At 69.9% G+C, this 23,273-nt stretch carries 22 protein-coding genes; 11 read left to right on the top strand and 11 right to left on the bottom strand.

The window, feature by feature from the left end:
- Positions 1-194 precede the first annotated feature (194 nt).
- Positions 195-773: a TetR/AcrR family transcriptional regulator gene (locus AB0I32_RS18460; protein ID WP_357508571.1), complete on the bottom strand. Its 579-nt coding sequence runs from the start codon at positions 771-773 to the stop codon at positions 195-197.
- 139 nt (positions 774-912) lie between these two features.
- Here AB0I32_RS18460 and AB0I32_RS18455 point away from each other — a divergent pair, with 139 nt between their 5' ends.
- The 7 genes from AB0I32_RS18455 to AB0I32_RS18425 all read left to right on the top strand — a co-directional run bounded on the left by AB0I32_RS18455 (position 913) and on the right by AB0I32_RS18425 (position 6,661).
- Positions 913-1,782, top strand: a complete 870-nt coding sequence (locus AB0I32_RS18455; protein WP_357508569.1) for an alpha/beta hydrolase-fold protein — start codon at positions 913-915, stop codon at positions 1,780-1,782.
- 120 nt (positions 1,783-1,902) lie between these two features.
- Complete coding sequence (locus AB0I32_RS18450; RefSeq protein WP_357508567.1) at positions 1,903-2,664, top strand: ATP-binding cassette domain-containing protein; 762 nt, start codon at positions 1,903-1,905, stop codon at positions 2,662-2,664.
- Positions 2,661-3,404 carry a hypothetical protein gene (locus AB0I32_RS18445; RefSeq protein WP_357508565.1) on the top strand — a complete coding sequence of 248 codons (744 nt, stop codon included), beginning with the start codon at positions 2,661-2,663 and terminating at the stop codon, positions 3,402-3,404. Before AB0I32_RS18450 ends, AB0I32_RS18445 begins: the two co-directional genes overlap by 4 nt.
- Positions 3,405-3,468: 64 nt before the next feature.
- Entirely contained in the window at positions 3,469-4,269 is an 801-nt protein-coding gene (locus AB0I32_RS18440) for a hypothetical protein (protein ID WP_357508563.1), read from the top strand.
- A gap of 75 nt (positions 4,270-4,344) precedes the next feature.
- On the top strand, positions 4,345-5,589 hold the full coding sequence (locus AB0I32_RS18435; protein WP_357508561.1) for a histidine kinase: 1,245 nt from the start codon (positions 4,345-4,347) through the stop codon (positions 5,587-5,589).
- On the top strand, positions 5,586-6,251 hold the full coding sequence (locus AB0I32_RS18430; RefSeq protein WP_357508559.1) for a response regulator transcription factor: 666 nt from the start codon (positions 5,586-5,588) through the stop codon (positions 6,249-6,251). The genes AB0I32_RS18435 and AB0I32_RS18430 overlap by 4 nt, the downstream gene beginning before the upstream one ends.
- Positions 6,252-6,349: 98 nt before the next feature.
- A complete protein-coding gene (locus AB0I32_RS18425; protein ID WP_357508557.1) occupies positions 6,350-6,661 on the top strand; it encodes a hypothetical protein in 312 nt (103 codons plus the stop codon).
- Between the two features lie 67 nt (positions 6,662-6,728).
- Here AB0I32_RS18425 and AB0I32_RS18420 read toward each other — a convergent pair whose 3' ends face one another.
- The 3 genes from AB0I32_RS18420 to AB0I32_RS18410 all read right to left on the bottom strand — a co-directional run bounded on the left by AB0I32_RS18420 (position 6,729) and on the right by AB0I32_RS18410 (position 10,578).
- Positions 6,729-7,829 (bottom strand): ricin-type beta-trefoil lectin domain protein, encoded by a 1,101-nt coding sequence (locus AB0I32_RS18420; RefSeq protein ID WP_357508555.1) that lies wholly within the window; start codon positions 7,827-7,829, stop codon positions 6,729-6,731.
- 86 nt (positions 7,830-7,915) lie between these two features.
- Positions 7,916-9,436: a non-reducing end alpha-L-arabinofuranosidase family hydrolase gene (locus AB0I32_RS18415; RefSeq protein ID WP_357508553.1), complete on the bottom strand. Its 1,521-nt coding sequence runs from the start codon at positions 9,434-9,436 to the stop codon at positions 7,916-7,918.
- Positions 9,437-9,870: 434 nt separating this feature from the next.
- Positions 9,871-10,578 (bottom strand): SDR family NAD(P)-dependent oxidoreductase, encoded by a 708-nt coding sequence (locus AB0I32_RS18410; protein ID WP_357508551.1) that lies wholly within the window; start codon positions 10,576-10,578, stop codon positions 9,871-9,873.
- A gap of 128 nt (positions 10,579-10,706) precedes the next feature.
- On the opposite strand from AB0I32_RS18410, the gene AB0I32_RS18405 reads away from it, so the two are divergent.
- Positions 10,707-11,540, top strand: a complete 834-nt coding sequence (locus tag AB0I32_RS18405) for a helix-turn-helix transcriptional regulator (RefSeq protein ID WP_357508549.1) — start codon at positions 10,707-10,709, stop codon at positions 11,538-11,540.
- 45 nt (positions 11,541-11,585) lie between these two features.
- On the opposite strand, the gene AB0I32_RS18400 is transcribed toward AB0I32_RS18405, so the two are convergent.
- Together AB0I32_RS18400 and AB0I32_RS18395 are read right to left on the bottom strand one after the other, a co-directional pair.
- Positions 11,586-11,915 (bottom strand): L-rhamnose mutarotase, encoded by a 330-nt coding sequence (locus tag AB0I32_RS18400; RefSeq protein ID WP_357508547.1) that lies wholly within the window; start codon positions 11,913-11,915, stop codon positions 11,586-11,588.
- Between the two features lie 138 nt (positions 11,916-12,053).
- The gene (locus AB0I32_RS18395) at positions 12,054-12,782 is read right to left on the bottom strand and encodes a FadR/GntR family transcriptional regulator (RefSeq protein ID WP_357508545.1); all 729 of its coding nucleotides are present in this window, start codon (positions 12,780-12,782) and stop codon (positions 12,054-12,056) included.
- Positions 12,783-13,020: 238 nt separating this feature from the next.
- Between AB0I32_RS18395 and AB0I32_RS18390 the strand changes: the two genes are divergently transcribed.
- A complete protein-coding gene (locus tag AB0I32_RS18390; protein ID WP_357508543.1) occupies positions 13,021-15,663 on the top strand; it encodes a right-handed parallel beta-helix repeat-containing protein in 2,643 nt (880 codons plus the stop codon).
- 49 nt (positions 15,664-15,712) lie between these two features.
- On the opposite strand, the gene AB0I32_RS18385 is transcribed toward AB0I32_RS18390, so the two are convergent.
- On the bottom strand, positions 15,713-16,447 hold the full coding sequence (locus tag AB0I32_RS18385) for an SDR family NAD(P)-dependent oxidoreductase (protein ID WP_357508541.1): 735 nt from the start codon (positions 16,445-16,447) through the stop codon (positions 15,713-15,715).
- Between the two features lie 93 nt (positions 16,448-16,540).
- Here AB0I32_RS18385 and AB0I32_RS18380 point away from each other — a divergent pair, with 93 nt between their 5' ends.
- Positions 16,541-17,173: a TetR/AcrR family transcriptional regulator gene (locus tag AB0I32_RS18380; protein WP_357508539.1), complete on the top strand. Its 633-nt coding sequence runs from the start codon at positions 16,541-16,543 to the stop codon at positions 17,171-17,173.
- 40 nt (positions 17,174-17,213) lie between these two features.
- Here the strand turns inward: AB0I32_RS18380 and AB0I32_RS18375 are convergent, their stop codons facing one another.
- The 4 genes from AB0I32_RS18375 to AB0I32_RS18360 are packed head-to-tail and all read right to left on the bottom strand — an operon-like array spanning position 17,214 to position 22,025.
- Positions 17,214-18,860 (bottom strand): beta-xylosidase, encoded by a 1,647-nt coding sequence (locus tag AB0I32_RS18375; RefSeq protein WP_357508537.1) that lies wholly within the window; start codon positions 18,858-18,860, stop codon positions 17,214-17,216.
- Between the two features lie 46 nt (positions 18,861-18,906).
- A complete protein-coding gene (locus AB0I32_RS18370) occupies positions 18,907-19,818 on the bottom strand; it encodes a carbohydrate ABC transporter permease (protein ID WP_357508535.1) in 912 nt (303 codons plus the stop codon).
- Between the two features lie 13 nt (positions 19,819-19,831).
- The gene (locus tag AB0I32_RS18365) at positions 19,832-20,707 is read right to left on the bottom strand and encodes a sugar ABC transporter permease (protein ID WP_357508533.1); all 876 of its coding nucleotides are present in this window, start codon (positions 20,705-20,707) and stop codon (positions 19,832-19,834) included.
- Positions 20,700-22,025 (bottom strand): sugar ABC transporter substrate-binding protein, encoded by a 1,326-nt coding sequence (locus tag AB0I32_RS18360; protein ID WP_357508531.1) that lies wholly within the window; start codon positions 22,023-22,025, stop codon positions 20,700-20,702. Before AB0I32_RS18360 ends, AB0I32_RS18365 begins: the two co-directional genes overlap by 8 nt.
- 180 nt (positions 22,026-22,205) lie before the next feature.
- Here AB0I32_RS18360 and AB0I32_RS18355 point away from each other — a divergent pair, with 180 nt between their 5' ends.
- Positions 22,206-23,273: a LacI family DNA-binding transcriptional regulator gene (locus tag AB0I32_RS18355; protein WP_357508529.1), complete on the top strand. Its 1,068-nt coding sequence runs from the start codon at positions 22,206-22,208 to the stop codon at positions 23,271-23,273.

Genomic DNA, 23,273 nt, shown 5'->3' with positions numbered 1-23,273 from the left:
CGGCGGCGATGGCCGGCACCGCGACGTTGAGCATCGCGATGTCGATCCCCTCGAGTCGGTCAATCAACGGACCGATCTCAGAGCAAGCGACCGATCTCGTTTCGGGCCGCGTGCATCCGACCGATCTCGCGGCACCACAGGCTTGGAACGCGAACCTCAGACACAGGACACCAGCGGTTCACCGACAGGCTGGCTCACGACGGGCGACCCTCACCGGTGAAATGCCCCAGTGAGGTGATGAAGTGCTCCGCCGCGGCGTCGATCTCGGCGGTTGGGGTCAGTAGTCGCTGCAGCAGCAGTCCTCGCAGGCACGAGGTGGCGATGATGCTCTGCCGCTCTGCCTGCGTCGGGGTGATGCCGTCGCGCAGGGCGGCCGCTTCGAGGATGCGTGCCAGGTCGTCTATGTCCGCGACGAACTCGTGGAACACGTCCTGTTCGTAGACGGCGAGCCCGACCAGGTGGAAGAAGGCGCGGATTCGGTCCTCGTGCGCGGGGTCCGAGTAGAAGCTCCAGATGGTCCTGCACAGAGCTTCGAACCCGAGCTCGTCGCCGGCCGCGGCGATGACGAGGTTGTCGCGGCGGCGCGCCTCCGACAGCACCGCACGCAGCAGACCTGGCCGAGAACCGAAGTGATAGGTGAGCAGTGTGTGGTGCACACCGAGCCGCTCGGCGACCTGCCGCATCGAGAGGTTCGCGCCCGGGCCGTTCTCACCGAACTCGTCGAACAGTGCCTCCAGCAGCCGCTCCCGACCTTCTCCGACCGGCGATCTCACGGTACCTCCCGTTGACGAACTCACCACTGTTGAGTAGCGTACCGGACATTGAATTCACCACTGTTGAGGATGCTGCGCCAGGCCTTGAAGAGGTCGCCCTCGTGGTGAGGAACGGCGGCGCCAGGAAAGGAAGAGCTCGATGACCGAGATGCTGCACGGCTGCCTGCCGGACACGGAGTACTTCGAGGCCACCGCACGGTCGGGGCACAGTTACGGCGTCTGGGTGACCACACCGCCTGGCTATGCGGACTCCACAGAGCGGCTGCCGCTGATCTACGTGGTGGACGGCAACTGGACCGTTGGTCTCACTGCGCCCCTGATCGTGGCCCAGGCAGACCCGTTCCTGACGATCGGCCCCTACGTCCAGGTCACCATCGGGTACGCCGGCGAGGAGGCCGCAGCCTGGGAGCACCTGCGCAACCGCGATCTGGTCCCGCCAGGGGAACCTGTCAGCGCGGAGATGGTGGCCACCGTCGAGTGGGCGCGCGACACCGGGAAGATGACCCAGGAGCAGATGGAGGCCTACCTCGCGGAGCTGTCTGACACGCACGCGGATGTCTTCCTCGACTTCCTCACCGCCGAGCTCCACCCTCAGCTGCAGTCGAAGCTGCGGGTCAGCGAGGCCGGGCACGGCCTCTTCGGCTACTCCTACGGGGGTCTCTTCGCCCTCTACGCCTGGCTGTGCGGGGCAGCACCGTTCACGACCTTCGGCGCGGGCAGCCCCGGTGTGGTGAGTGCCGACAGCCAGATCTTCAACCTGGTCGAAGCCCTGCCCGAGCCGGGCGAGGACTCCCCTGCTCCCCGGCTGCACATCACGCTGAACGAGGCCGAAGCGCTCGGAGACATCCCGATCTACCGCGCAATGGCGCGCAACGTCCTCACGGTCCTGGATCAGCTGCACGCCAAGGGCCGGTCGGAGCAGGTCTCGAACACGATGTTGCACGAGACACATGTCACGGGGCTTCAGGCATCGTTCCTGAGCTATCTGAAGGCATGCCACGCGCGGTAGCCGGATCGTCCGACCCTGCGGGTCAGGAGCGCTCGCCGAAGTTCAACCCTGGGGTGGCATCGCAGGGCACCGGCCTCTTCGTAGCGTCGACGCACGTCGTTCGCGGACCGGAGGTCGATGATGGGTATTCAGGTGCAGTCGCTGGGCAAGCGGTACGGGCGGACGTGGGCAGTACGCGATCTGTCGTTCGAGGTGCGACCGGGGAGGGTGACCGGGTTCCTCGGGCCGAACGGGGCGGGCAAGTCCACGACGATGCGTTCGATCGTCGGGCTCGACCGTCCCACCGCCGGCAAGGCGCTGATCGACGGCGTGCGGTACGCCCGGCTACGTGCGCCGCTGCGGGAGGTGGGCACGGTGCTGGACGCGAGGTCCGCGCACCGGTCCCGGCGGGCCGTCGACCATCTGCGCACCGTGGCGGCGACGCACGGGTTCCGGGCGCCGCGGATCGACGAGGTGATCGGGCTGACCGGCCTGGAGAGCGCGGCCCGGGTCAGGGCGGGGAAGTTCTCCCTCGGGATGGGCCAGCGGCTGGGGATCGCCGTCGCGCTGCTGGGTGACCCGCACACGCTGATCCTGGACGAGCCGGTCAACGGGCTGGATCCGGACGGCGTGGCGTGGATCCGCGGGCTGTTGGGCGCGCTCGCCGCCGAGGGGCGCACGGTGTTCCTGTCGTCGCACCTGCTCAGCGAGCTGGCGCTCGTCGCGGACCACGTGGTGGTGATCGGCCGGGGCGAGCTGATCGCGGACGCCCCGATCGCGGAGCTGACCTCGGACGCCGGCCGGACGCTCGAGGAGGCGTACCTCAGGCTGACCCGGGACGCCGTCGAGTACCGCGGCGGAGACATGGGTGGGTCCCAGGCCAGCATCGGGGACGGGGCGTGACGGCCGTGGCACGGGCGGTGCGCGCCGAGTACGTGAAGTTCTGCTCGCTCCCGTCGAACCTGGTCACCGCGAGCGCCGCGTTCGCCCTGATCATCGGTCTCGCCGCGATGCTGCTGTCGGCCCAGGACGGCGACGGTCCCGTCCCCGCGCCGACGGCGACCGAGCTGCTGGCCGGGGTCGCGTGGGCGCAGTTCGTGCTGGCGATGCTCGCCGTCGTGCTGATCTGCTCGGAGTGGGCGTCGGGCACCAGCAGGGTCACGTTCCTGGCCGTGCCGGACCGGTGGCCGGTCCTGGCCGGGAAGGTCGCGGTCGTGGGCGTCGTCGGGCTCGCCGCCGGCGCCGCCGGGGGCGGAGCAGCCTTCGCCCTGGCCTCCGCCACGGGAACCGACCTGGGCGCGGAGCCGGCCCTCGCGGTCCGGCTGGTGGCCGGCGCCGGGCTGTACCTGGGCACGATCTCGGTGCTGGCGCTCGGGATCGGGACGATGGTGCGCGACCTCGCGGGCTCGATCCTCGCCGTGGTCGTGTTCCTGTGGGTCACGCCGTTCGCCACCACCATGATTCCGGTACCTGAGATACAGGAGCTCGCGCCCTACCTGCCGACGTCGGCAGGCCTGCTGCTCCTCGCGCCCGACGGCGCCGCCGCCGAGCTCGGGCCCTGGGGCGGATACGCCGTCCTGCTCGCCTGGACGGCCGCCGCGCTCGCGGGTGCTGTCGTCGCGCTCCGGGCTCGCGATGTCTGACCGCCGCGAGCGCACCGACTCGCTCGAACGCCCTGACCGGGACGAACACCGTGGAGGTAACCCGATGACCCGCCGAAGCACCCTGACCCCGGCCCGTCCCCTGCTCGTCGGCGCGGTCGCCGCGGAAGCCGTCAAGCTGTGGACACTGCTCTCCCATCGCATGCTCGCCGCCGGTGCGCTGCTCACGATCATCGGCACCGGCGCGCTGCTGTCGGTCAGCCTGCGGTCCCGGCTCGCCGATCCCCGGTTCGCCGGGCAGACGATCACCGCCGAGCCGATGCAGTTCATGGACAGCGTGCTGTGGGCGCAGATCGTGGTCGCCGTGCTCGCCGTCCTCGCGACCACCGGTGAGTACACGTCGGGGCAGGCCCGGTTGTCGCTGCTGGCGCTGCCGACACGATCACCCTGGCTGGCCGCCAAGGCCCTCGTGCTGGCCGCGCTCGGGTTCCTGACCGGTGCGATCGGTGCGGCGGGCAGCCTCGGCCTGTCGATGCTGATCCTGGCGGGGTCCGACGTCGTGTACGCGCCCCGGCTCGAAGAGTCCGTCGCGCTCGCGCTCGGCTCGGGGGCCTACCTCGCGGCGATCGCGGTCCTCGCCACGGGCCTGGCGGCCGCCCTGCGCCACGTCGCCGGCGCGCTCACCGCTGTCCTCGGGCTCCTGGTCGTGGCGCCGCCGCTGGTGTCGTCCATCCCCGGCATCCGGGAGGCCGCCGACTACACCCCGACCTATGCGGGGCGCCGGCTCATCTCCGACTTACACTCCGTCGCGCAACTCGATCCCTGGACGGGGTTCGGCGTCCTCGCGCTGTGGGCGGTCGTCGCGCTGCTCGTGGCGGGCGTGCTGCTCCACCTACGTGACGCCTGACGTGCCGCCCGACAGCCGGCTGACCTGCCGCACCCCGCAGAATGGACCCGGACATCTACCGCGAAGAGGGGAACGATGACGACGGAGGGCCTGCGGGTCGAGGCTGCGGACCTGATGCGTCCGCCGTCACGCCTCGCCCTGTGGATGCGCGGGCACCCGGGCCTCGTGGACGTCGTCGTCGTGGTCGCCGCAGGGCTCCCGCATCTGCTCGTGCTGAGCTTCCGCGCGGAGGGCACCACGTGGTGGGGGTACCTCCTGCTCGCCGCCTCGGCCGGGATCCTGCTGGCGCGCCGCCGGTGGCCGCTCGCGGTGCTGATCGTGGCCGCCCTGGCCGGCGCGCTGAGCGCGCTCACGCAGCCGGGCTTCGGTTTTCCCATGCTGCCGTTCGCTGTCGCGCTGTACACGGTCGCTTCCCGCCGGACGACGGCCCGCACGGTGATCGGCTACGGCGCGGCGGTGGCGGTGGCCATGCTCGCCACCGTCCCGTACTCGCTGAGCGGGATCCGCCCGCAGCTCGGCTCCCTGATGGACCCTGTCTCGCTGATCGCCCTCGCCGCCGGGTTCCTGGTCAGGAGCCGGCGGGACCACGCCCGCTGGCTCACCGACACCATGAACCAGCGGATCGAGAACGCCGCCCTGACCGAACGCACCCGTATCGCCGCCGAGATGCACGACCTCGTCGCCCACTCCCTCACCGTCATCGTCGCCCTCGCCAACGGCGCGACCAGCGCCGCACAGAAGCATCCCGAACGGTCGCGCGAGGCCGTGGAGCAGATCGCCGCGGTCGGCCGCGACGCGCTCGGCGACATGCACCGCACCCTGGCCCTGCTCCGCGACGCCGACGCCGGGCTCGACGCCAACCTCCACCACTCCGGTGACAACCTCCCCGCCCTGGAGGAGCTGGCCGAGGGTTTCCGGGTCGCGGGGCTGCCCGTCACGCTGAGCCGGACCGGGCCCGCGTTGCCGGCGGACGCCGCTCTGCGGCAGGCCGTCTACCGCATCACGCAGGAGTCCCTGACGAACACGCTCCGGCACGCGCACGGTGCTACCGGGGCGACCGTGGCGATCGACCACGGCGACGACGTCGTCGTCCTCACCATCACCGACGACGGCAGGCCGGCCACCCGGCAGGGCCCGCCGGGGCACGGGCTGGTCGGTATCCGGCAGCGCGCCGCGGCCCACGGCGGCGACGCCGAGTCCGGGCCGCTGCCGGGCGGCGGCTGGCGCACCCGCGTCGTCCTGGCCGCGCCCGCCAGGCGCACCCTCCCGAACTCCGAGGAACCAAGCACCGAGCGCCGAGAGGAACGACCTCGTAGATGACTGATCCCCGCCCGCCGATCCGCGTGCTCCTCGTCGACGACCACGCCCTCGTCCGCACCGGCAACTCGCTGGTGCTGGCCGCGACCGACGACATCGCCGTCGTCGGCGAGGCCGGCACCGGGGAGGAAGCCGTCGCACGTGCCCGCACCCTCCGGCCGGACGTGGTGCTCATGGACGTGCGGATGCCCGGGATCGGCGGCATCGAGGCCACCCGCCGCATCACCGGGGCGGTTCCCGGCACGAGGGTCGTCGTGCTCACCACGTTCGACCTCGACACCTACGCCTTCGAGAGCCTGCGGGCCGGCGCCAGCGCCTTCCTCCTGAAGAGCGCCACACCCGCCGAGCTCACCGACGCGATCCGTACCGTCGCTGCCGGGGACGCCGTCCTCGCGCCCCGTGTCACCGGGCGGCTCATCGAGGCCCACGTGGCGGCCTTGGACCACGCCGACGCCGACCCTCGGGCCCTGCTCTCGCCGCGCGAGTACGACGTCTTCCTCGGTATCGCACGGGGGTTGTCCAACCCCGAGATCGCCGCCGAGCTCACGCTCGCGCTGCCGACGATCAAGACCCACGTCAACCGCATCCTCGCCAAGCTCGGCGCCCGCGACCGGGTGCACCTCGTGATCCTCGCCTACCAGCACGGCATCGCCCGGACCGGCTGAGCGGCGACACGCCTGCGCCTCTTTTCGGCACCGTTCCAACGAATTCACCCTGCCATCCACGAGACCCGCACGACGCCCGCGGCGTAGCGTGGCGAGCTGTGGACGATGACGAGCTGGTGGCCGCCATGATGCGGCCTCTGGAGATCGACTTTCAGGTCACCGACCACTTCGAGGAGTGGGACACGGAAGGCATCGCGCAGTTCCGCCGCTGCGGACGCCGGGCGATCCGGAAGCTCGGATACAAGGCGCACACGTTCCAGACCGACCCGGCGAAGCGTGACGACCGCCGCGTGATCGTGTACGCCATGATCACGAACCGCACCGAGGACGACGAGGCGCGCCTCGCCGAACGCAGCTGGTTCCTGATCCAGAACATGCCGTCCCCGTTCGAGGAACGGACGGACCCGTAAACCTCTCGGGTCACGCTCACGGCGCCTGGCCGTACGACGGCGTCGTGAGCGCGACCGAGTCAGCGACCTAGCCGACCGTCCATCGCTGGTTGGCCTGTCCGCTGCCGCAGGTCCAGAGCTGGACCTTCGTGCCGTTGCCGGTGCCCCAGCCCGAGGCGTCCAGGCACAGGCCGGACTCCACGCCCGTGATGGTGCCGTCGGCGTTGACGTTCCACTGCTGGTTGGCTTGCCCGCCGCAGTCCCAGATGACCACCCGGGTGCCGTTGCTGGTGCCGTGCCCGTAGGCGTCCAGGCACTTGTTGCCGTACACCCTCAGCTGCTTGCCGGAAGTGTAGGTCCACCGCTGGTTGGAGCCGCCCCAGCAGTCCCACAGCTGCGCGTCGGTACCGTTGGCCGTGCCGCCCCCGGTGACCTCGAGGCAGCGGCCGGACTGGGCCCCCACGACCTCGGTGCCGCTCGAGGTACCGATGCTGCCGGGTACCGATCGAAGGGCGTCGTACCAGGCCGCGGCCATCTTGTCGTAGCCGCCGGGCGTCGGGTGGACGCCGTCCTCCAGGTCGGCGGCGGTCAGAGGGCTGTACATGTCGACCAGGTGCACGTTCTTGCCGGCGTTCACCTTGCTCTGCACGATGCCGGGGATCGCCGCGTTGAAGGTGTTGACCGCCGCATTCCCCTCGCTCCACCCGATCGGGATGATCTTGGCGACGAAGACCTTGGTGTTCGGCGCCGTCGTGGTGATGCGGTCGATCAGCGCGGACAGCCGGTTCGGGGCGGTGGAGACGTTGTAGTTCTGCAGGATGTCGTTGGTGCCGATGTGCAGCAGCACGGTCTGCGGCTGGTAGGTGTTCAGCCAGCCGACGACGTTCGCATCGATCTGGTCGATACGCCACCCGGGATGGCCCTCGTGATCGTGGTCGCCGAGGCTCGCCGGCCCGTTGAACTGCGACCCGACGAAGTCCACGGTGTACCCGCCGTTGGCCAGGCGCTGCCACAGGCCGATCCGCGACCCGCCCGGTGTCTGTGTGCCCTCGGTGATCGAGTCGCCCAGCGGCATGACCCGCACCCCGCCGTTGGACTCCGCGCTGGCGGGACCGGTCGGTATGGCCACCACGGCCAGGGCGACGCCCAGCGCCGCTGCTGCTCCGAGCCACCTTGCTCTTGTTCGCATCATCTACTCCTCACGCGGTAGGTCCGTGCGTTCCCGCCCGTCAGGGCGGGAACGCACGGGTTGATCGAGCCGGACGTCTCTGTCGCTCAGTCGCGCCGCAGGGTCAGCAGACCCGGCCGGTAGGGCAGTAGGCCGTACTCCATCCCGTCAGTGCTGGGGTCGCGCCCCTGGTAGAGGAACTGCAGGTTGCACGGGTCGATGGTCTTGGTCTGGTCGGGGTTGGTGCGCACCAGGTCGCCGTGGCTGATGTCCCGGGTCCAGGCCGTCGCGCCGCTGTTGGCACTGCCGGCGAACGGGCTGCCCTGGGTCTCGGCCTGGGGCTGGGGCGTCCATTCGCCGTCGAGGCTGGTGGCCGTGAACGAGCGGAAGAAGCGGCCGTTCGACCCCATGGCCTCGACGATCATGAGGTACTGGTTCTGCCCCTGGACCTTGTAGACCTCGACCGCCTCGAACAGGTTGTCCCTCGTGTCGGTCATGATCCGGGTGTAGTTCGAGCCAAAGCTGCTCGGGAAGTCACCGAGGGGCATGCTGGACCGGTAGATGTTGCCTTCGTCGTCGGCGAAGAACATGTACATGTTCTTGTCGTCGGCGATGAGCGTCTGGTCGATGGGGGCCCCGATGGGAAGGGTCGCCGTGAAGAGCTCATGGTGCTCGCCCCAGCCGTCGGGGTTGGTCGGGTCGCTCGACGTGCGGTAGGAGAAGCTGTACGGCCAGCCCCACTGGTAAGCGAGCACCCAGGTGTCCTTCGGGGCGAAGTAGAGCAGCGTCGGGGCGATGGCACCGAAGGGCACCGTGCGCTGGGTGGCGCCGGCCATGTCGGACCAGTTCGTGAAGGGGCTGAAGACCGTCGCGCCCCACTTGCCTTCCCGGCCCGATACCCCGTTGTGTGTAGTCCCGTAGACGAGGTACTGGCCGTTGTGGCGGACCGCGGTGAAGTCCTTGAGCGCGACCTGCCCGTTCTGCGGCTGTGCCAGGGGGCCCGTCGAGGTCCAGCGGTAGGTCGACGGAAGCGTGCACTGGCCGCTCCCGCCGTCGACGCGGACGAGCTGCCACTGCTGGTTGCTGCCACCCCAGTCGCTGTACTGCACCACGGCGGCGCCGTCGTTCGTCGCCGCACTCTGGACCTCGACAGCCTTGTTGCTGTTGCGGTTGATCAGGCGCACGTAGCCGTCGGTGGAGTCGGCCAGCCGGAACTGCTGGTTGACGCCGCCGTGATCGGCCCACTGATGGATCGCGGCACCGTCCGCCGTCGACCAGCTGGAGACGTCGAGCACCTTGCCCGAGTGCCGCGCCTTGATCCGGTAGTAGCCGCCGCCCGCGTCCACGAACTGGAACTGCTGGTTGGTGGCGTTCGTGCGGGTCCACTGGTGGAGCAGGGCCCCGTCGGCCGTGGACACACCGCTGACGTCCAGGGCCTTGCCGCTGGTGCGGTTCAGCAGGACGTACCAGGCGGTGGGGTCGACCGTGGCGGCAGCGGCCGGGCCGGTGACCGCGACGACACCGGCACCCGCCAGCAACGCCGCCACACCGGCAGCGACGACCCGCACCAACCAGCGGCGTAGCCGCGACGGCGGCGCGATCGACCGAGAACTGGAAACAGCAGACATGATCCTCCTTGACCAAGACCAGACGGTTCACCGGAGAGGCGAACCGCGACGCATGCCCGGACACATGCGGTGGGATGTTAGCGCTCACAACTGAGGTGACACGGCCGCGTGTGATCCAAGCACCGACGAAGAGGCCCGCCCGTAAAGCCCGGTTTCATCGGCTTGACCAAATGTGAGCGATAACACGTCACACGTCAAGTGTCAGATGTCGTTCGTCTCCACGAGCCGGCAGGCCCGCCCCGCCCACATCTCCACTGCCTCCTCCCGACAGGCGGTCTGGGTACGAGCCATCGAGTAGGCCACACCGCCGCGCAGACCGCTGCCGCAGGCGCGACGGCCGACGCCGTCGCGCCTGCGCCCCCGTCCACCCCCGCGACTGATCAGGCGACAGCGCAGGTGGAGCGAGGACACCCGGCCGGTGGCGGGAGCCCGGCCTACCAGGCGATCGGACCGTGGGCGGACAGGAACGCCCCGGTCGGCCCGTCGGGGCCGACCTGCGCCATCCGCACGATGATCTCGGCGCCCTCCTCGACGGTCTGCGTACCGGTGCGGCCGTTGAGGTCGGTGGCGGTGAAGCCTGGCTCGACCATGTTGATCCGCATCTGCGGGAAAGCCTTCGCGAACTGGATCATGATGGCGTTGACGGTCGCCTTCGAGGCCGGGTACGCGACCCCCGGGTACCCCCAGGTGGGCTGGGCCGGGTCGGCGAGTCCTGCCAGCGAGCCGAGCCCGCTGCTCACGGTCACGATGACCGGGGCCGGCGACTGCTCCAGCAGGGGCAGGAACGCGTGCGTGACCCGCAGGGTCCCGAACACGTTGGTGTCGAAGATGCGGCGCAGGCTGTCGGCGGTCTCGTCGGCCGGGAGCGGCACGCCGTTGTCGGCCGTGCGCGCCTCGACACCCGCGTTGTTGACGAGCACGTCGAGCCCGCCTTCAGCGGCGATCTGCGCGGCGGCCGCTTCGACCGAGGAGTCGTCGGTCACGTCGATGACGACGAGGCGCGCGCCCAGCTCTTCGGCGGCACGGTGGCCGCGCTCCTTGTCCCGCGCGCCCACGTAGACGGTGTGGCCCGCGGCGATGAGCTGACGGGCCGTCTCGTAGCCGAGGCCCTTGTTGGCCCCTGTGATGAGTGTGGTGGTCATGCTTCGACTGTGCGCCTCTCCGGAGCACCCAACCAGCCGTCTCGTTTTCCTGGGACCACCAGGGCCAGCCTGGCGGGCTTGCCTCACCGACCTGGCCCGCGGGGACGGACGAGCGCAGACTTGTGCCCATGACCGAGACCGAGTTCGGTGCGGCGGTGCGGCGCTGGCGCAACCGGGTCGGCCCCGACGCCGCGGGGCTGCCAGCAGGATCCCGCCGCCGCACCCCGGGCCTGCGCCGCGAGGAGCTCGCTCAGCTCGCCGGGATCTCTGCCGACTACCTGACCCGCCTGGAACAGGGGCGGGCGGCGTCTCCCTCGGTGCAGGTCGTCGAGGCGCTCACCCGCGCGCTCCGGCTCACCTCCGACGAACGGGCCCACCTCTTCCGGCTCGCCGGCTACCTCCCGCCCGGCTCCGGGACGGTGCCCGCGTACCTCACCCCGGGCGTGCGACGGATGCTCGACCGGCTCGGCGACGTCCCGGTCGCGGTCTACGACGCCGCGTGGACGCTGATCACGGCGAACGAACCCTACGAAGCCCTCATGGGCGACACCTCGCAGTGGCGCGGCAACGAGCGCAACGGCGTCTGGCGCAACTTCACCGGCCTGCCCAGCCGTGTCCTCCACACGCCCGAGGAACAGATCCTCTTCGAGGAGACGCTGGTCGCCGACCTCCACCTGGTGGCCGGCCGCTATCCGGACGACCCGGCGGTACTCCGCCTGATCGAGGACCTCCGCGCGGCGAGCCCGCGATTCGCGGAGCTCTGGCAGCGTGGCGACGTCGAACCGCAGCGCGGCACGACCAAGGTCATCGACCACCCGCAGGCCGGTCGCCTCACCCTGGACTGCGACGTGCTGTCGGTCTCCGGCGCCGACCTGCACCTCATGGTCTACACCGCCGAACCAGGCACACCCGACGCCGACCGGCTCGCGCTCGCCCTCGGCACACGATCGCTCGTCGGCTGAAGCCGCCGTCAGGACCGACCAGCGCGTTCGCCGACGCAGACCGCGTCACGGCAGGTGCCACACCTCCTGCATGTCCCGCCACCGCTCGCCCGGCGCCGCGTCCTGGCCGAACGCCGTCTGGCACGGGTCGGTGTGCCTCCACCACTCCTGGGTCACCGGGTCCTGCGCGATCCGTGCCATGTCGGCCTCGTGGTCGGTGCCGGTGTACTCGTAGTAGGCGAACAGCGTGTTCTCCAGGACGAAGATCGTGTAGTTGTGCACGTTGCACGCCTGGAGGGTCGCCTCGACCTGCGACCAGACGTCGGCGTGCAGGCGCAGATACTCCTCCCGCAGCTCCGGGACGATGTTCACGACCAGACCGTGTCTCTCGACCATGTTCGTACTCACTCCTTGGTCCCGCCGGCGGTCATGCCCGCCACCAGGAATCGTTACGAGAAGAGGAAGATCAGCAGCGGTGAGCAGGCTCCGATGCCCGTGATCTTCATGAGTCTTAACTCATCATACGAATCATGTCTAGCCCTTGGGGCGGCGTCGGGCCCAGCTTCGAGAGATGTGCGCGCGCATCAGCTCGGCAGACGCCTCCGCGTCACCGCTCAGGACGGCCTCGAAGATGTGGCGGTGCTCCTCGTGCGTCAGTTCGTTGTGCCCCTTCGGCGGCGCGCCGGTGTACTGGGACACGAGGCGAGCCTTGCCCTGGATGCTGGAGATGATCGCCCGCGCGAACTCGTTGCCGGAGATCCGGTGCACCAGGGAGTGGAAGGCGATGTCCTCCTCGGCGTACTTCTCGGGGTCGTCGACCGCGGCGTTCAGCGCGTCGAACTGGCGGGACAGCGCCGCACGGGCGTCGTCGTCGATCTGCCGGGCCGCCGATGACGCCATCAGGCCCTCCAGGACCGTCCGGATCCCGATGAGCTGGTCCATGAACAGCAGGCTGTCGTCGCGCTGGAAGATCGCCTCCAGAACCATGGTGTCGAGCAGCGACCAGGACTCCCGGTCGAGCACCACCGTGCCCCAGCCCTGACGCGCGGCGACCAGCCCCTTCTCCGCGAGCGCCGTGATCGCCTCGCGGATCACGGTGCGGCTCACCGTGAACGTCTCGCACAGCACCGCGGCGGACGGCAGCGCGGTTCCCGGCGCGTACTTCTCGGTGACGACGTCCTGCACCAGCGTCCGGATCACTGCCTCGGCGAGCGCCGGCCGGTTTCGCGTCACCTGCGTGCTGGTCGGTGCCTGCTGAAACACGTGTCTCTCCTCCTCCGACGCGCGATCTTCGGCGGCCGCACGATCGCTCATCGTATCGCCCGGGCGCCTTCCCGGGGCATCTCCCCCGCCCGGCCGACCATTGCGCATACGTCATATGTGTGACTACTCTCGCGGCGGGTGAGGAAGCCCAGTCGCCTCAGCAGAAAGCGATGGAACGATGACACCGCAGTCACGCACATTTCCGAGATTCCGGCATCGATCGAGGAGAGCGGAAGCCATGGCTGTCCTGAGCGCCGTAGCAGTGATCGTCTCGGCGCTGGTTCCCGTCTCCGCGGCGCAGGCCGCACCGCAGGCCGCACAGCAGGGCAGGGACCGCACGTACTTCGCCGCGGCGGATGGCCGCGACGTCGGTCGGTGCGACGTACGGCACGCCTGCTCGCTCGAGCACGCGCAGGAGCTGGTCCGGCACGAGGCCCGCAAGGGCAGGGACGTCACCGTCGTGCTCGAGGACGGGACGTACAGGGTCACCGAGCCCCTCGTGTTCGATGCGCTCGACGGCGGCCGCGACGGCCACACCGTGCGGTGGACGGCGGCGCCCGGCGCCCGGCCCGTGATCTCCGGCGCCGGCCCGATCTCCGGGTGGTCGGTCCACGACGAGGAGGCCGGCGTCTACGTCGCGGACACGCCGGTCGGCGTCGACAGCCGCCAGCTCTACGTGAACGGGATCATCGCGCAGCGCGCCTCACTGCCGCTGGCCAACTCCGACGTCACGCCCACGCCGACCGGCCTGACCATCAACAACCAGCAGCTCGCCTACCTCAGCGGTCTGCCGGACCAGGGGCGGATCGAGTTCCAGTCGCTCGGCGACTTCACCAACCGCTACTCCCCCGTCGAGGCCATCGACGGCTCGACGATCACCATGGCGCAGCCCGCGTGGGACAACAACACCTGGGGCTGGGACACCGTGCAGAACTCGTTTCTGGCCGGGCCCACGTGGTCGCTGGAGAACTCTCTCGCGTTCCTCGACCAGGTCGGCGAGTGGTACCTCGACCCGTCCGCGGGGAAGCTGTACTACAAGCCCGGCGACGGCGTCGACCCCGACGACCTGGACGTCGAGCTCCCGCAGGTGGAGTCGCTGGTGAGCATCAGCGGCACCTACGACGAGCCGGTGACGGGCCTCGCGTTCGACGGCATCGAGTTCACCGGTACCTCGTGGCTGGGCCCGTCCACCCACGGCTACGCGACCCAGCAGAACGGCGCGTTCATCAAGGACGCCTACGACTACCGCCCGGACGATGCCTTCACGAGCTGCTCCCGCGGCTGCGAGATGTTCGAACGAGCGCGCTTCGACGCCTGGTACCAGGAGCCGGCGGCGGTGCAGGTCTCCGCGGCCCACGGCATCTCCCTGACGAACAACCGCTTCACGAACCTCGGGCAGACCGCGCTCGGCATCGGCAACGACGCCAACGCGACGCTCTCGGGCGTCGGCCTGGGCGCCAGCGGCATCGACGTGGTGGGGAACGTCTTCAACGAGGTCGGCGGCCACGGGATCGCCGTCGGCGGGGTGCGGGAGGACGCGCACCACCCGAGCGACCCGCGGATGATCAACAAGGACATCCGCATCGAGAACAACACGGTCAACCGGGTAGCCGTCGAGTACAAGGACAACTCGGGCATCCTCAGCACGTACGCGACGAACGTCCAGATCGTGCACAACGAGGTCGCCAACGTCGCCTATGACGGCATCGACACGGGCTACGGCTGGGGCATCAACGACGCGGGCGGCTCCGCGGAGTACGTCCGCCGCGGCTACTACAACTGGCACCCCCTGTACACGACCCCGACGACGCTCAAGGACAACCTCGTCGCGGGCAACCTGATCCACCACACCAAGGCGCGGTTCGCGGACGGCGGGTCGCTGTACAACCTCTCGGCCAGCCCGGGCACGGTGGTGGAGCGCAACTACCTGTTCAACGTCTCCGGCGTCGGCCTGTACCTCGACGAGGGGACGCGCTACACGACCTACCGGCAGAACGTGCTCCAGGGCACCAACCCGTGGATCTTCACCAACGCCTACAGCGACGGCAACAACACGAGCGACAACATGATCCGCGAGAACTGGTTCAACTCCGGCGGCGCCCAGATCCCGAACGCCGAGGAGCGGAACAACCAGCTCATCGACAACGTCTCGGTCGCGGGCACGAGCTGGCCGCAGGGGGCGCTGGACGTCATGTGCGAGGCGGGCGTCGCGCCGCAGTACCGCACGACGCTGAACGCCAACCTGTTCGGGCTCGCCCAGTGCCCGGTGGACGCACCGGTCGGCGACGAGTACGAGACCACTGCCGCCTCCGCGAGCGACAGCTACTTCGGGCAGCGGGGCGCCGCCTTCGGTGTCGCGGCCGCGGGCGCGGACGTATGGGGCGGGGGTGGCCAGCGGGACGACGCGTTCGGAGCGCTCTACCGGACGGGCTCCTTCACTGCCGGGTCGAGCGTGTCCGTGCGCGTGGACACGATCAACGACACCAACGCCTGGGCCAAGAGCGGGGTCATGGTCCGCAACGACATGACCGCGCCCGGGGCGTCGTCCGGGTACGCGATAGCGGCCGTGACGCCGCGCAACGGCGTCGTCTTCCAGTGGGACGCGAACGGCGACGGCTACCTGGACAGCGCGAGCCAGGCGCGGGTCGACACGCACCGCGCGGTGTGGGTCAGGCTGGACCGCGTGGGCGGCCAGGTGTCGGCGTCCTACTCGTACGATGGCTTGAACTACCGGCAGGTCGGGTCGCCGGTGACGCTCCCGGGCGCGGCCGAGGTCCAGGACGGCGGCATCTTCTCGACGTCGCACGACGCCGCCAGGGCCTCGATCAACGTGTTCAGCGACCTCCAGCCGGCCGAGCCCGCGCGCTCGGACCGATCGTAGGCGCCTGACGGCTCGGTCCGGCGTCGCCTGACGCCGGACCGAGCCGGGCTCAGGCCGCCCCGTCGAGCGCACCCGGGTCGAGCGCCCGGGGCGGGCCGGCCAGCGCCGCCTTCGCGTGCACGGCGAACCCCTGCACCACCTCGACCTCCCTGCCCTCCAGGCCGTCCAGGCCCTGCGCGACGACGTGTGCCGGATCTTCCAGCGCACCCTCGGGCAGCTCGTAACCGTGCTCCGCGGCGAACGCCCGCATCGGCTCGGTGTCGATCATCCCCGGGACCAGGGCGGTCACGTGCGTGCCCTGGCCGGCGAGCTCCAGCCGGACGCCGTTGGTCAGGCTCCACTGCGCGGCCTTGGCCGCGGCGTAGGCGGTGTTCCCGTCGACCGTCTGCCAGGCCGCCCCGGACAGGACGTTCAGCACGGCACCGCCACCGTTGCGAGCGAGCACCGGGGCGAACGCCCGGATCATCGAGAGCGTTCCGAAGTAGCTCGACTCCATCGCGAGCCGGATCGACTCCAGGTCGCCGGACACAAGATTGCCGCCCGTCATGTACGCGGCGTTGTTGATCAGCACGTCCACGTCGCCCGCCGCCGCCGCGGCCGCGTCGACCGATGCCGGATCGGTGATGTCCAGCCGGAGCACCTCCACGCCGGGCACGTCGACGAGCTCCGGTCGACGCGCGGTCGCGTACACCTTCGCCCCGCGCCTGAGCAGCTCCATCGCGAAGTGCCGTCCCAGACCTCGGTTGCTCCCGGTGACCAGTGCAGTGGCGCCCTGCAGCTCCATGATTCCTCCTCATAAAATGACCGGTCGGTCATGTTGATGAGGCCGACCGTAGACGCAACATGACCGCACGGTCAACTTGGTAGGATCGGAGACGTGACCCCCGCCGCACCCGCCGACGCCGCGATCGCCGACGCCGCCCGTCCCCTACGCGCCGACGCCGCCCGCAACCGCGAGGCACTGCTCACCGCGGCCGAGGAGGAGTTCGCCGCACGGGGCCTCGACGCCTCGATCGCCGACATCGCGCGGCGGGCAGGCGTAGCGAAGGGCACCGTGTTCCGCCACTTCGCGACCAAGGAAGCGCTCGCCACGGCGATCGCCGCGCGCCATGCGGAGGAGCTGACGGCGCTCGCCCGGCGGCTGCGAGCCGCGCCCGACCCGGAAGCTGCGCTCCTGGAGTTCCTGACCGAGGCGGCGGGCCGGCTGCAGCGCCGCAGGGTGGCGGTGCTGATGACCGTCCCGGCCCCCGGTTCCGAGCTGGCGCGGCTCCAGCGCCAGGTGCACGACGAGGTCGTCCTGCTGGTCGACAAGGCGCGTGATGCGGGCGCCGTCCGGCCCGACATCACCGGGACGGACGTCTTCCTGCTGATGTGCGCGCCGGTGCACACCGTCGACTACCTCGCCGACCCGCCCCCGGAGCTGTGGCGGCGGTACGTCGGCGTCCTCTTCGACGGCCTGCGGCCCGGCAGCGCCCACCCGCTGCCCCACCCGGCACCGAGCTGGCCCTGACCGGCAGTCCGGTCAGGGCCAGCTGGCGGCGATCGACAGGTTAGCCGTCGGCGACCGGGGAGATCGACAGCACCGCCCAGGGCGGGAGGTCGACGTCGATGTCCAGGACACCAGCCTCCGAGACCGTCAGCGTCGACGTGTGCAGCGCGTCGGCGACGGTGCGCAGCTCCGCCGTCTGGGCGGGGGTGAGGTTGAGCGGCTCCCCCATCCGGTGCCACGCCTCCGCGACGTTGCCGTGCTCCCAGTCGACCCGCTCGACCTGGTACACCGTGCCCGGGACGAGCCCCTCGACGGTATGGCGGACGGTGCGGCCCGGCCCGGCCTGGGCGAGCTTGCGCGTGGCCTCGTAGGTCGTCTCGGAGCCGACCGCCCTGGTGCCCATGTCGTCGGGGTAGTTGAGGAAGACCGCGGACAGCGCCCCCGTCGTCGTGTCCCGGGTGATCACCCCGTGCGGGCTGGACGCCAGGACCGTGTCGCCGAGCCGGGACAGCATGGAGAAGGCGTGGAACGTCGGCTTGTGCAGGCCCTGCTCGTTGACCAGGCCGAACCCGCCGTGGAACGGGCCGATGCCGGCGCCGCCCTCCTCGAACACGTCGGTGAAGGTCCAGTACGCGATCGAGTCGGCGAGGGCGGCGCACCGCAGGTAGGCCCGGGTGATGTAGGTCGCGGCGAACACCGTGTCGTGGATGGTGTCGCGGCTCGACGGCGAGCTCGACCACTCGGTGATGTGCAGCTCGGCGTCGGGGAACGGGCTCCCGGCGATGATCTTGCGGAGCGCGACCAGGTCGTCATAGGTCGCGTCCACGTGGCGCCGGATGTGGCGCGCCTGCCCGGACGCACCGAACGCCACGTCGGTCGGGTACAGGTGGGTGGACAGGAAGTCCAGCGGGACGTCGCGGCCCGCGCACCAGTCGATGAACTCCTCGATCCACACGGGACGCCAGTCGAGCGCGTCGACGTCGTCCGCCTCCGCTGCCGCCTGCTCGACGGCGCGGTTCTCCCACTCCCCCTTGTAGCGGTCGTCGGGGACGAACACGCTCGTCGACGGCCCGCCCACCTTGAGCTCCCCGTCGATCGCCTTGATCGCCCGGGCCGTGGCCTCGTACAGCTCGAAGTACTGCGTCCGGGTGCCGGTCCAGAAGTAGGGCACGAGGTTCGGTTCGTTCCACACCTCGAACCGCCACTGGCGCACCTCGTCCAGGCCGTAGCGCTCGATCCAGTGCGTCACCGTGGAGGCGACCAGGTCGACCCAGCGCGCCATGTCCTTGGGCGGGCTGCAGTGCGCTTTCCACCAGAACAGCGTCTCGGTCTCCGTGGCCAGCTCGCGCGGCATGAAGCCGAGCTCCACGAACGGACGCGCGCCTGTCTCGAGGATGAAGTCGAAGACCTTGTCGACATACGCAAAGGTCAGCACCGGCTCGTCGAGGGGGGTCTGCGGACCGAAACCCCCGCCGTCGCTCGCGCGGTAGACGAACATGTCGTCGTGGAACAGCCCGTGGAAGCGCACGAACCGCGCCCCGAGCTCCGTGACGGCCTCGCGGAAGTGTCCCTGCCAGTCCGCTCGGAGCGCCTCGTTCGCGCGGCCGGCGCCGACGCACTCGTTCCATACGTGCCGGAGCGGTGCCTCGGCCGGCGCCGCGCCGTCGATCATCAGTGCCGTCGATCCCGTCAGTTCCGGCAGCGTCATCTCGGTCTCCACCATGCTCTCTCTGTCTTCTCTCATGGATGTCGGGTCAGCCCTTGACGGCGCCGAGGCTCAGGCCGGACTGCCAGAAGCGCTGCAGGCAGATGAACGCCACGATCAGCGGGATGATCGTCAGCAACGACGACGTCACGACGAGGTTCTGGAGCAGCTCGCCGTTGCCGGCCGTGGAGGCCAGCTTGTTCCACTGGTTGATGCCGACCGTCAGCGGGTACCAGTCGGGGTCCTTGAGCATGATCAGGGGCAGGAAGTAGTTGTTCCAGATCGACACGAACGAGAAGAGCAGCACGGTCACCGTCGCCGGGACGAGCATGGGCAGGGCGATCTGCCAGAACGTGCGGAACTCCCCCGCGCCGTCGATCTTCGCGGCCTCGAGCAGACCGGTGGGCACGGCCTCGGCCGCGAACACCCACATGAGGTACAGGCCGAAGGGGTTGAGGAACGACGGGATCAGCACCGCCCACGGCGTGTTCGTCAGGCCGAGCTGCGCGAACAGCAGGAACTGCGGGATGGCCAGCGCGATGCCCGGGACCGAGATGGCGCCGAGCACCACGAACAGGAAGACCCGCTTGCCCGTGAACTCCAGCTTCGCGAGCGCGTAGCCGCCCAGCGCCGCGAGAAACGTCGAGACCACTGCCCCGACCACCACGTACAGCACGGTGTTGAGCAGCCAGCGGGAGAAGATGCCGCCGTCGTAGGTGAACACCTCGGCGATGTTGTCGAACAGCGCGAACCGCGTGCCGAACGAGAAGCCGAAGCTCGAGACGAAGTCCGCCTGGGACTTCGTGGAGTTGATGGTCAGCCAGACCAGCGGCACCAGGCAGTAGAGGGTGAACAGCCCCGTCAGGAACGTCAGGGTGCCGCTCTTGCGGGGGTTGGTGAGGGTGTACAGGTGTCGGCGTGCCGTGCGGCCGGGACGCCGGACATCGGCAGTTGTCGTCATGTGAGGTCTCCGGCTACTGGTCGAGGGCATTTCTCATGCCCCGGATCTGGACCGCGTACGCGATGGCGATGGTGAACGCGGCCATCACGAGGGCGAGGGCGGCGGCGTAGCCCTGCTGCGAGCCCGTGAACGCGAGGTTGAACGCGTAGAGGTTGGGCGTGTAGTAGGTCGTGATCCCGCTGTTGGCCACCATCGAGGGGAGAATCTGCGGCTCGTTGAAGATCTGGAACGTGCCGATGATCGAGAAGATGATCGTGATCACGAGCGAGCCGCGCAGCGCGGGCAGCTTGATCGCCCGGATCACCCGGAACTCCCCCGCGCCGTCGATCGCCGCCGCCTCGTACAGCTCGTGCGGGACCGCCTTCAGCACGCTGTCGAAGATCAGCATGTTGTACCCGGTGAAGGCCCAGGTCACCATGATCCCGATGGCGATCAGAGTGGTGCTCGGCCGGAACGGGTCGAGGTCGGTGCCGAGCCAGCCGTTGATGCTGCCGAACAGCCCGTAGCGCACGCCCAGCATGAACCCCCACATCAGGGTGGAGACGATGGCCGGCACGGCGTAGGGCAGGAAGATCGCCACCCGCATGAACCGCATGCCGCGCAGGCGCATCGAGTCCATCGCGAGGGCCAGCACCAGGGCGAGCACGAGCATGATCGGGACCTGGATCAGCGTGAACCAGACGACGCGGGAGACGCCGTCCCAGAACTGCGGGTCGGCGAAGAGCTTGGCGTAGTTGTCCAGGCCCACGAACGACGAGCCGCCCACCATCCGGTCCTGGAAGAGGCTGAGATATGCGGCGTAGGTGATCGGCACGATGAACACCAGGGCGAACAGGATGCCGAACGGCGCCACGAACGCCCAGCCGATCTGCCGCCTGCGGTTAGTCAACGGTGAACCCCTGCTCGTTGCCGTACTCGATGGATCGCTCCTGCCAGGTCTGCAGAACCTCCGCGAGCGAGCCCTCACCCGAGGTGTAGAAGGGCGTGGCGATGTCGGCGTAGGTGCTGCGCGCCCACTCGAAGAACGGCGGGTACTGCCAGCCGACGGCGGCGATGCTCGAGGCCTCCGCGAGGACCTCGCCCGTCTTCTGGTCACCGAAGTAGGGGTTCTTCACGTCCTGGAACTCCGGGCTGTCCAGCACCGACGTGTTCGGAACGAACGCACCGGCGTCGACCCGCGGCTGCAGGCCCTCACCGTGCGTGAAGTACTCGAGGAACGTGAAGGCCGCCTCCTTGTTGGCCGCGGCCTCCGGGATGCCGAAGGCCGAACCGCCGTTCTCGGCGCCGACCTTCTCGCCCTCCTCCCACTGGGGCATGAGGGAGACCCGGAAGTCGCCCGCGGCGTCCGGAGCCCGCTCGGGCAGGGTCGAGGTCAGCCAGCCGCCCATGTTCTGCGAGGCGAGCGTGCCGTCGTTGAGCGCGCGGTTCCAGTCGTCGGACCAGGCGCTGATCTTGGTGTTGACCAGGTCCTCGTCGAGCATCTTCTGCCAGAAGGCGACTGCCTTCTGGGTGCCCTCGTCGGAGAAGTCGATGTGCACGGTGGTGCCGTCGACCTCGAACGGGCGCCCGCCTGCCTGCCAGATCAGGGAGAGCAGGAAGAAGAGGTCGTTCGTGTCCTGCGTGATGTAGTAGTCGTCGCCCAGGGCGCGGATCTTCTTGGCCGCCTCGTAGTACTCGTCCCAGGTGGCGGGCGCCTCCTTGATCCCGGCCTTGGCGAAGGTCGCCTCGTTCCAGAACATGACGGCGGGGCCGTAGTCCGAGGGCAGGGCGTAGACCCCGTCGTCGATGGTGACGTTGTTCCACGCCGAGGGCACGTAGTCGGCCTCGAGCTCGGTCGCGCCCAGCGGGCCCAGGTCGGCGAGCTTGCCGGGGATCGCGAAGTACGGGACCGCGAAGTACTCGAACATCACCAGGTCCGGCACGCCCGACCCGGCCTGGATCGCGTTGTCGAGCGCCTGGTACTCGTCGGAGGACGAGCCGGCGTTCACCACCTCGACCTTGATGCCGGGGTTGGCCTTCTCGAACCCCGGGACCGCCAGCTCGACCGTGCCGTCCCAGCTCCACACCGTCAGCGTCACCGGATCGTCTGCGGTACCGCCACCGCCGTCGGCGCTGCTCGACGCACCTCCCGCACCCGAGCACGCGGCGAGCGCTCCGGCCGTCACGAGCGCGACGCCGACCGTCCATGCCTTGGTGAGTACCCTCATCACCCTGTCCCTCCTCGTTGAGAGCGTCGCGAAATCTTTTCGCAACTTTATCGATCAAGCAGGGACTCTAGCGGCGACCTCTTCGACCGTCAACGGTTGCGGAACGGAGGTTCGTGAGCGAGATTGACGACACGCTCGGCGGCCGGTAGGGTTCGAAATAGTTTCGACGAAGGGAACATCATGGTCGGCAGGCCCTCGACCGGGCGCGCGACGCTCGCCGATGTCGCGCGAGAGGCGGGCGTCTCCCCCGGCACCGCGTCCAAGGCGCTCAACGGTCGCCTCGACATCGCCGAGGACACGCGCAAGCGAGTGCTGGAGGCGGTCGCCGCGCTCGGCTACCGGCCCACCACCGCGCAGTGGGAACCGACGCGCACCCGCACCATCGCCGCGGTGACCGACGTGGTGGACTCGCCGTACATCTCCAACGTGCTCCAGGGCCTCCTCGCGGCGGCCACGGGTGCCAGGACCGACGTCCTGGTGCGGCTGGCGCCCGACCGCGCGGTGCGCGCCACCAAGGCCGCCGCGCGGGCGTGGGTGGCCGAGCAGAAGGCGTCCGGGGTCGTCGGCATCGTCGGCATCACGCTGGCGGAGCCGAACGCCGTGCTCCAGGCCGCGAACGAGGTGCACGTGCCGTTCGTGATGATCGACCCGGTCGGCCTGGACGACCCGCGAACCGTCAGCGTCGGGTCGGCCAACTGGGCCGGCGCGCGCACCGCCACGGAGCATCTCCTGGAGCTGGGCCACCGGCGCATCGGATGGATCGGCGGTCCCACCGCCTCGGCGGCCGCCCGCGAACGCTTCCACGGCTACCGGGCGGCGCTGGACTCCGCGGGGATCAGCCTGGACCGGGCCCTGGTACGCAGCGACCCCTTCTCGATCGAGACCGGCCTCGCGCACGGCCGCGAGCTGCTCTCGCTGCCCGAGCCGCCGACGGCAGTCGTCACCGGTGATGACGAGATCGCCGTCGGCGTCATCGCAGCGGCGCGCGAGCTGCGGGTCGCCGTGCCTGAGCAGCTCAGCGTCGTCGGCTTCGACGACACGCCACAGGCCAGCTGGACGACGCCGCAGCTCACCTCGGTGCACCAGCCGCTGGCGGGCATGGGGCAGATGGCCGTCGAGACGGTGCTCGCCATGGCGGACGGCGTCCAGCCCGCGTCACGCCACATCCAGCTCGCCACGAGCCTCACCGTCCGCGACTCGACCGCGCCACCGCCAGGGGCGACCAAGGAGCGGGCGACCAGGGACTAG

The organism is Promicromonospora sp. NPDC050249 (assembly GCF_040656015.1).
In the GTDB taxonomy this organism is placed as follows: domain Bacteria; phylum Actinomycetota; class Actinomycetes; order Actinomycetales; family Cellulomonadaceae; genus Promicromonospora.
This window is presented reverse-complemented; position numbering and strand designations above follow the sequence as displayed.

Bases quoted from the DNA above. Each gene is read 5' to 3' on its own strand.
- AB0I32_RS18450 (WP_357508567.1), top strand. From the start codon at position 1,903: ATGGGTATTCAGGTGCAGTCGCTGGGCAAGCGGTACGGGCGGACGTGG.
- AB0I32_RS18390 (WP_357508543.1), top strand. From the start codon at position 13,021: ATGGCTGTCCTGAGCGCCGTAGCAGTGATCGTCTCGGCGCTGGTTCCC.
- AB0I32_RS18355 (WP_357508529.1), top strand. From the start codon at position 22,206: ATGGTCGGCAGGCCCTCGACCGGGCGCGCGACGCTCGCCGATGTCGCG.
- AB0I32_RS18455 (WP_357508569.1), top strand. From the start codon at position 913: ATGACCGAGATGCTGCACGGCTGCCTGCCGGACACGGAGTACTTCGAG.
- AB0I32_RS18370 (WP_357508535.1), bottom strand. From the start codon at position 19,818: ATGACGACAACTGCCGATGTCCGGCGTCCCGGCCGCACGGCACGCCGA.
- AB0I32_RS18360 (WP_357508531.1), bottom strand. From the start codon at position 22,025: ATGAGGGTACTCACCAAGGCATGGACGGTCGGCGTCGCGCTCGTGACG.
- AB0I32_RS18410 (WP_357508551.1), bottom strand. From the start codon at position 10,578: ATGACCACCACACTCATCACAGGGGCCAACAAGGGCCTCGGCTACGAG.
- AB0I32_RS18415 (WP_357508553.1), bottom strand. From the start codon at position 9,436: ATGTCTGCTGTTTCCAGTTCTCGGTCGATCGCGCCGCCGTCGCGGCTA.
- AB0I32_RS18405 (WP_357508549.1), top strand. From the start codon at position 10,707: ATGACCGAGACCGAGTTCGGTGCGGCGGTGCGGCGCTGGCGCAACCGG.
- AB0I32_RS18385 (WP_357508541.1), bottom strand. From the start codon at position 16,447: ATGGAGCTGCAGGGCGCCACTGCACTGGTCACCGGGAGCAACCGAGGT.
- AB0I32_RS18430 (WP_357508559.1), top strand. From the start codon at position 5,586: ATGACTGATCCCCGCCCGCCGATCCGCGTGCTCCTCGTCGACGACCAC.
- AB0I32_RS18400 (WP_357508547.1), bottom strand. From the start codon at position 11,915: ATGGTCGAGAGACACGGTCTGGTCGTGAACATCGTCCCGGAGCTGCGG.
- AB0I32_RS18435 (WP_357508561.1), top strand. From the start codon at position 4,345: ATGACGACGGAGGGCCTGCGGGTCGAGGCTGCGGACCTGATGCGTCCG.
- AB0I32_RS18375 (WP_357508537.1), bottom strand. From the start codon at position 18,860: ATGACGCTGCCGGAACTGACGGGATCGACGGCACTGATGATCGACGGC.
- AB0I32_RS18420 (WP_357508555.1), bottom strand. From the start codon at position 7,829: ATGCGAACAAGAGCAAGGTGGCTCGGAGCAGCAGCGGCGCTGGGCGTC.
- AB0I32_RS18440 (WP_357508563.1), top strand. From the start codon at position 3,469: ATGACCCGCCGAAGCACCCTGACCCCGGCCCGTCCCCTGCTCGTCGGC.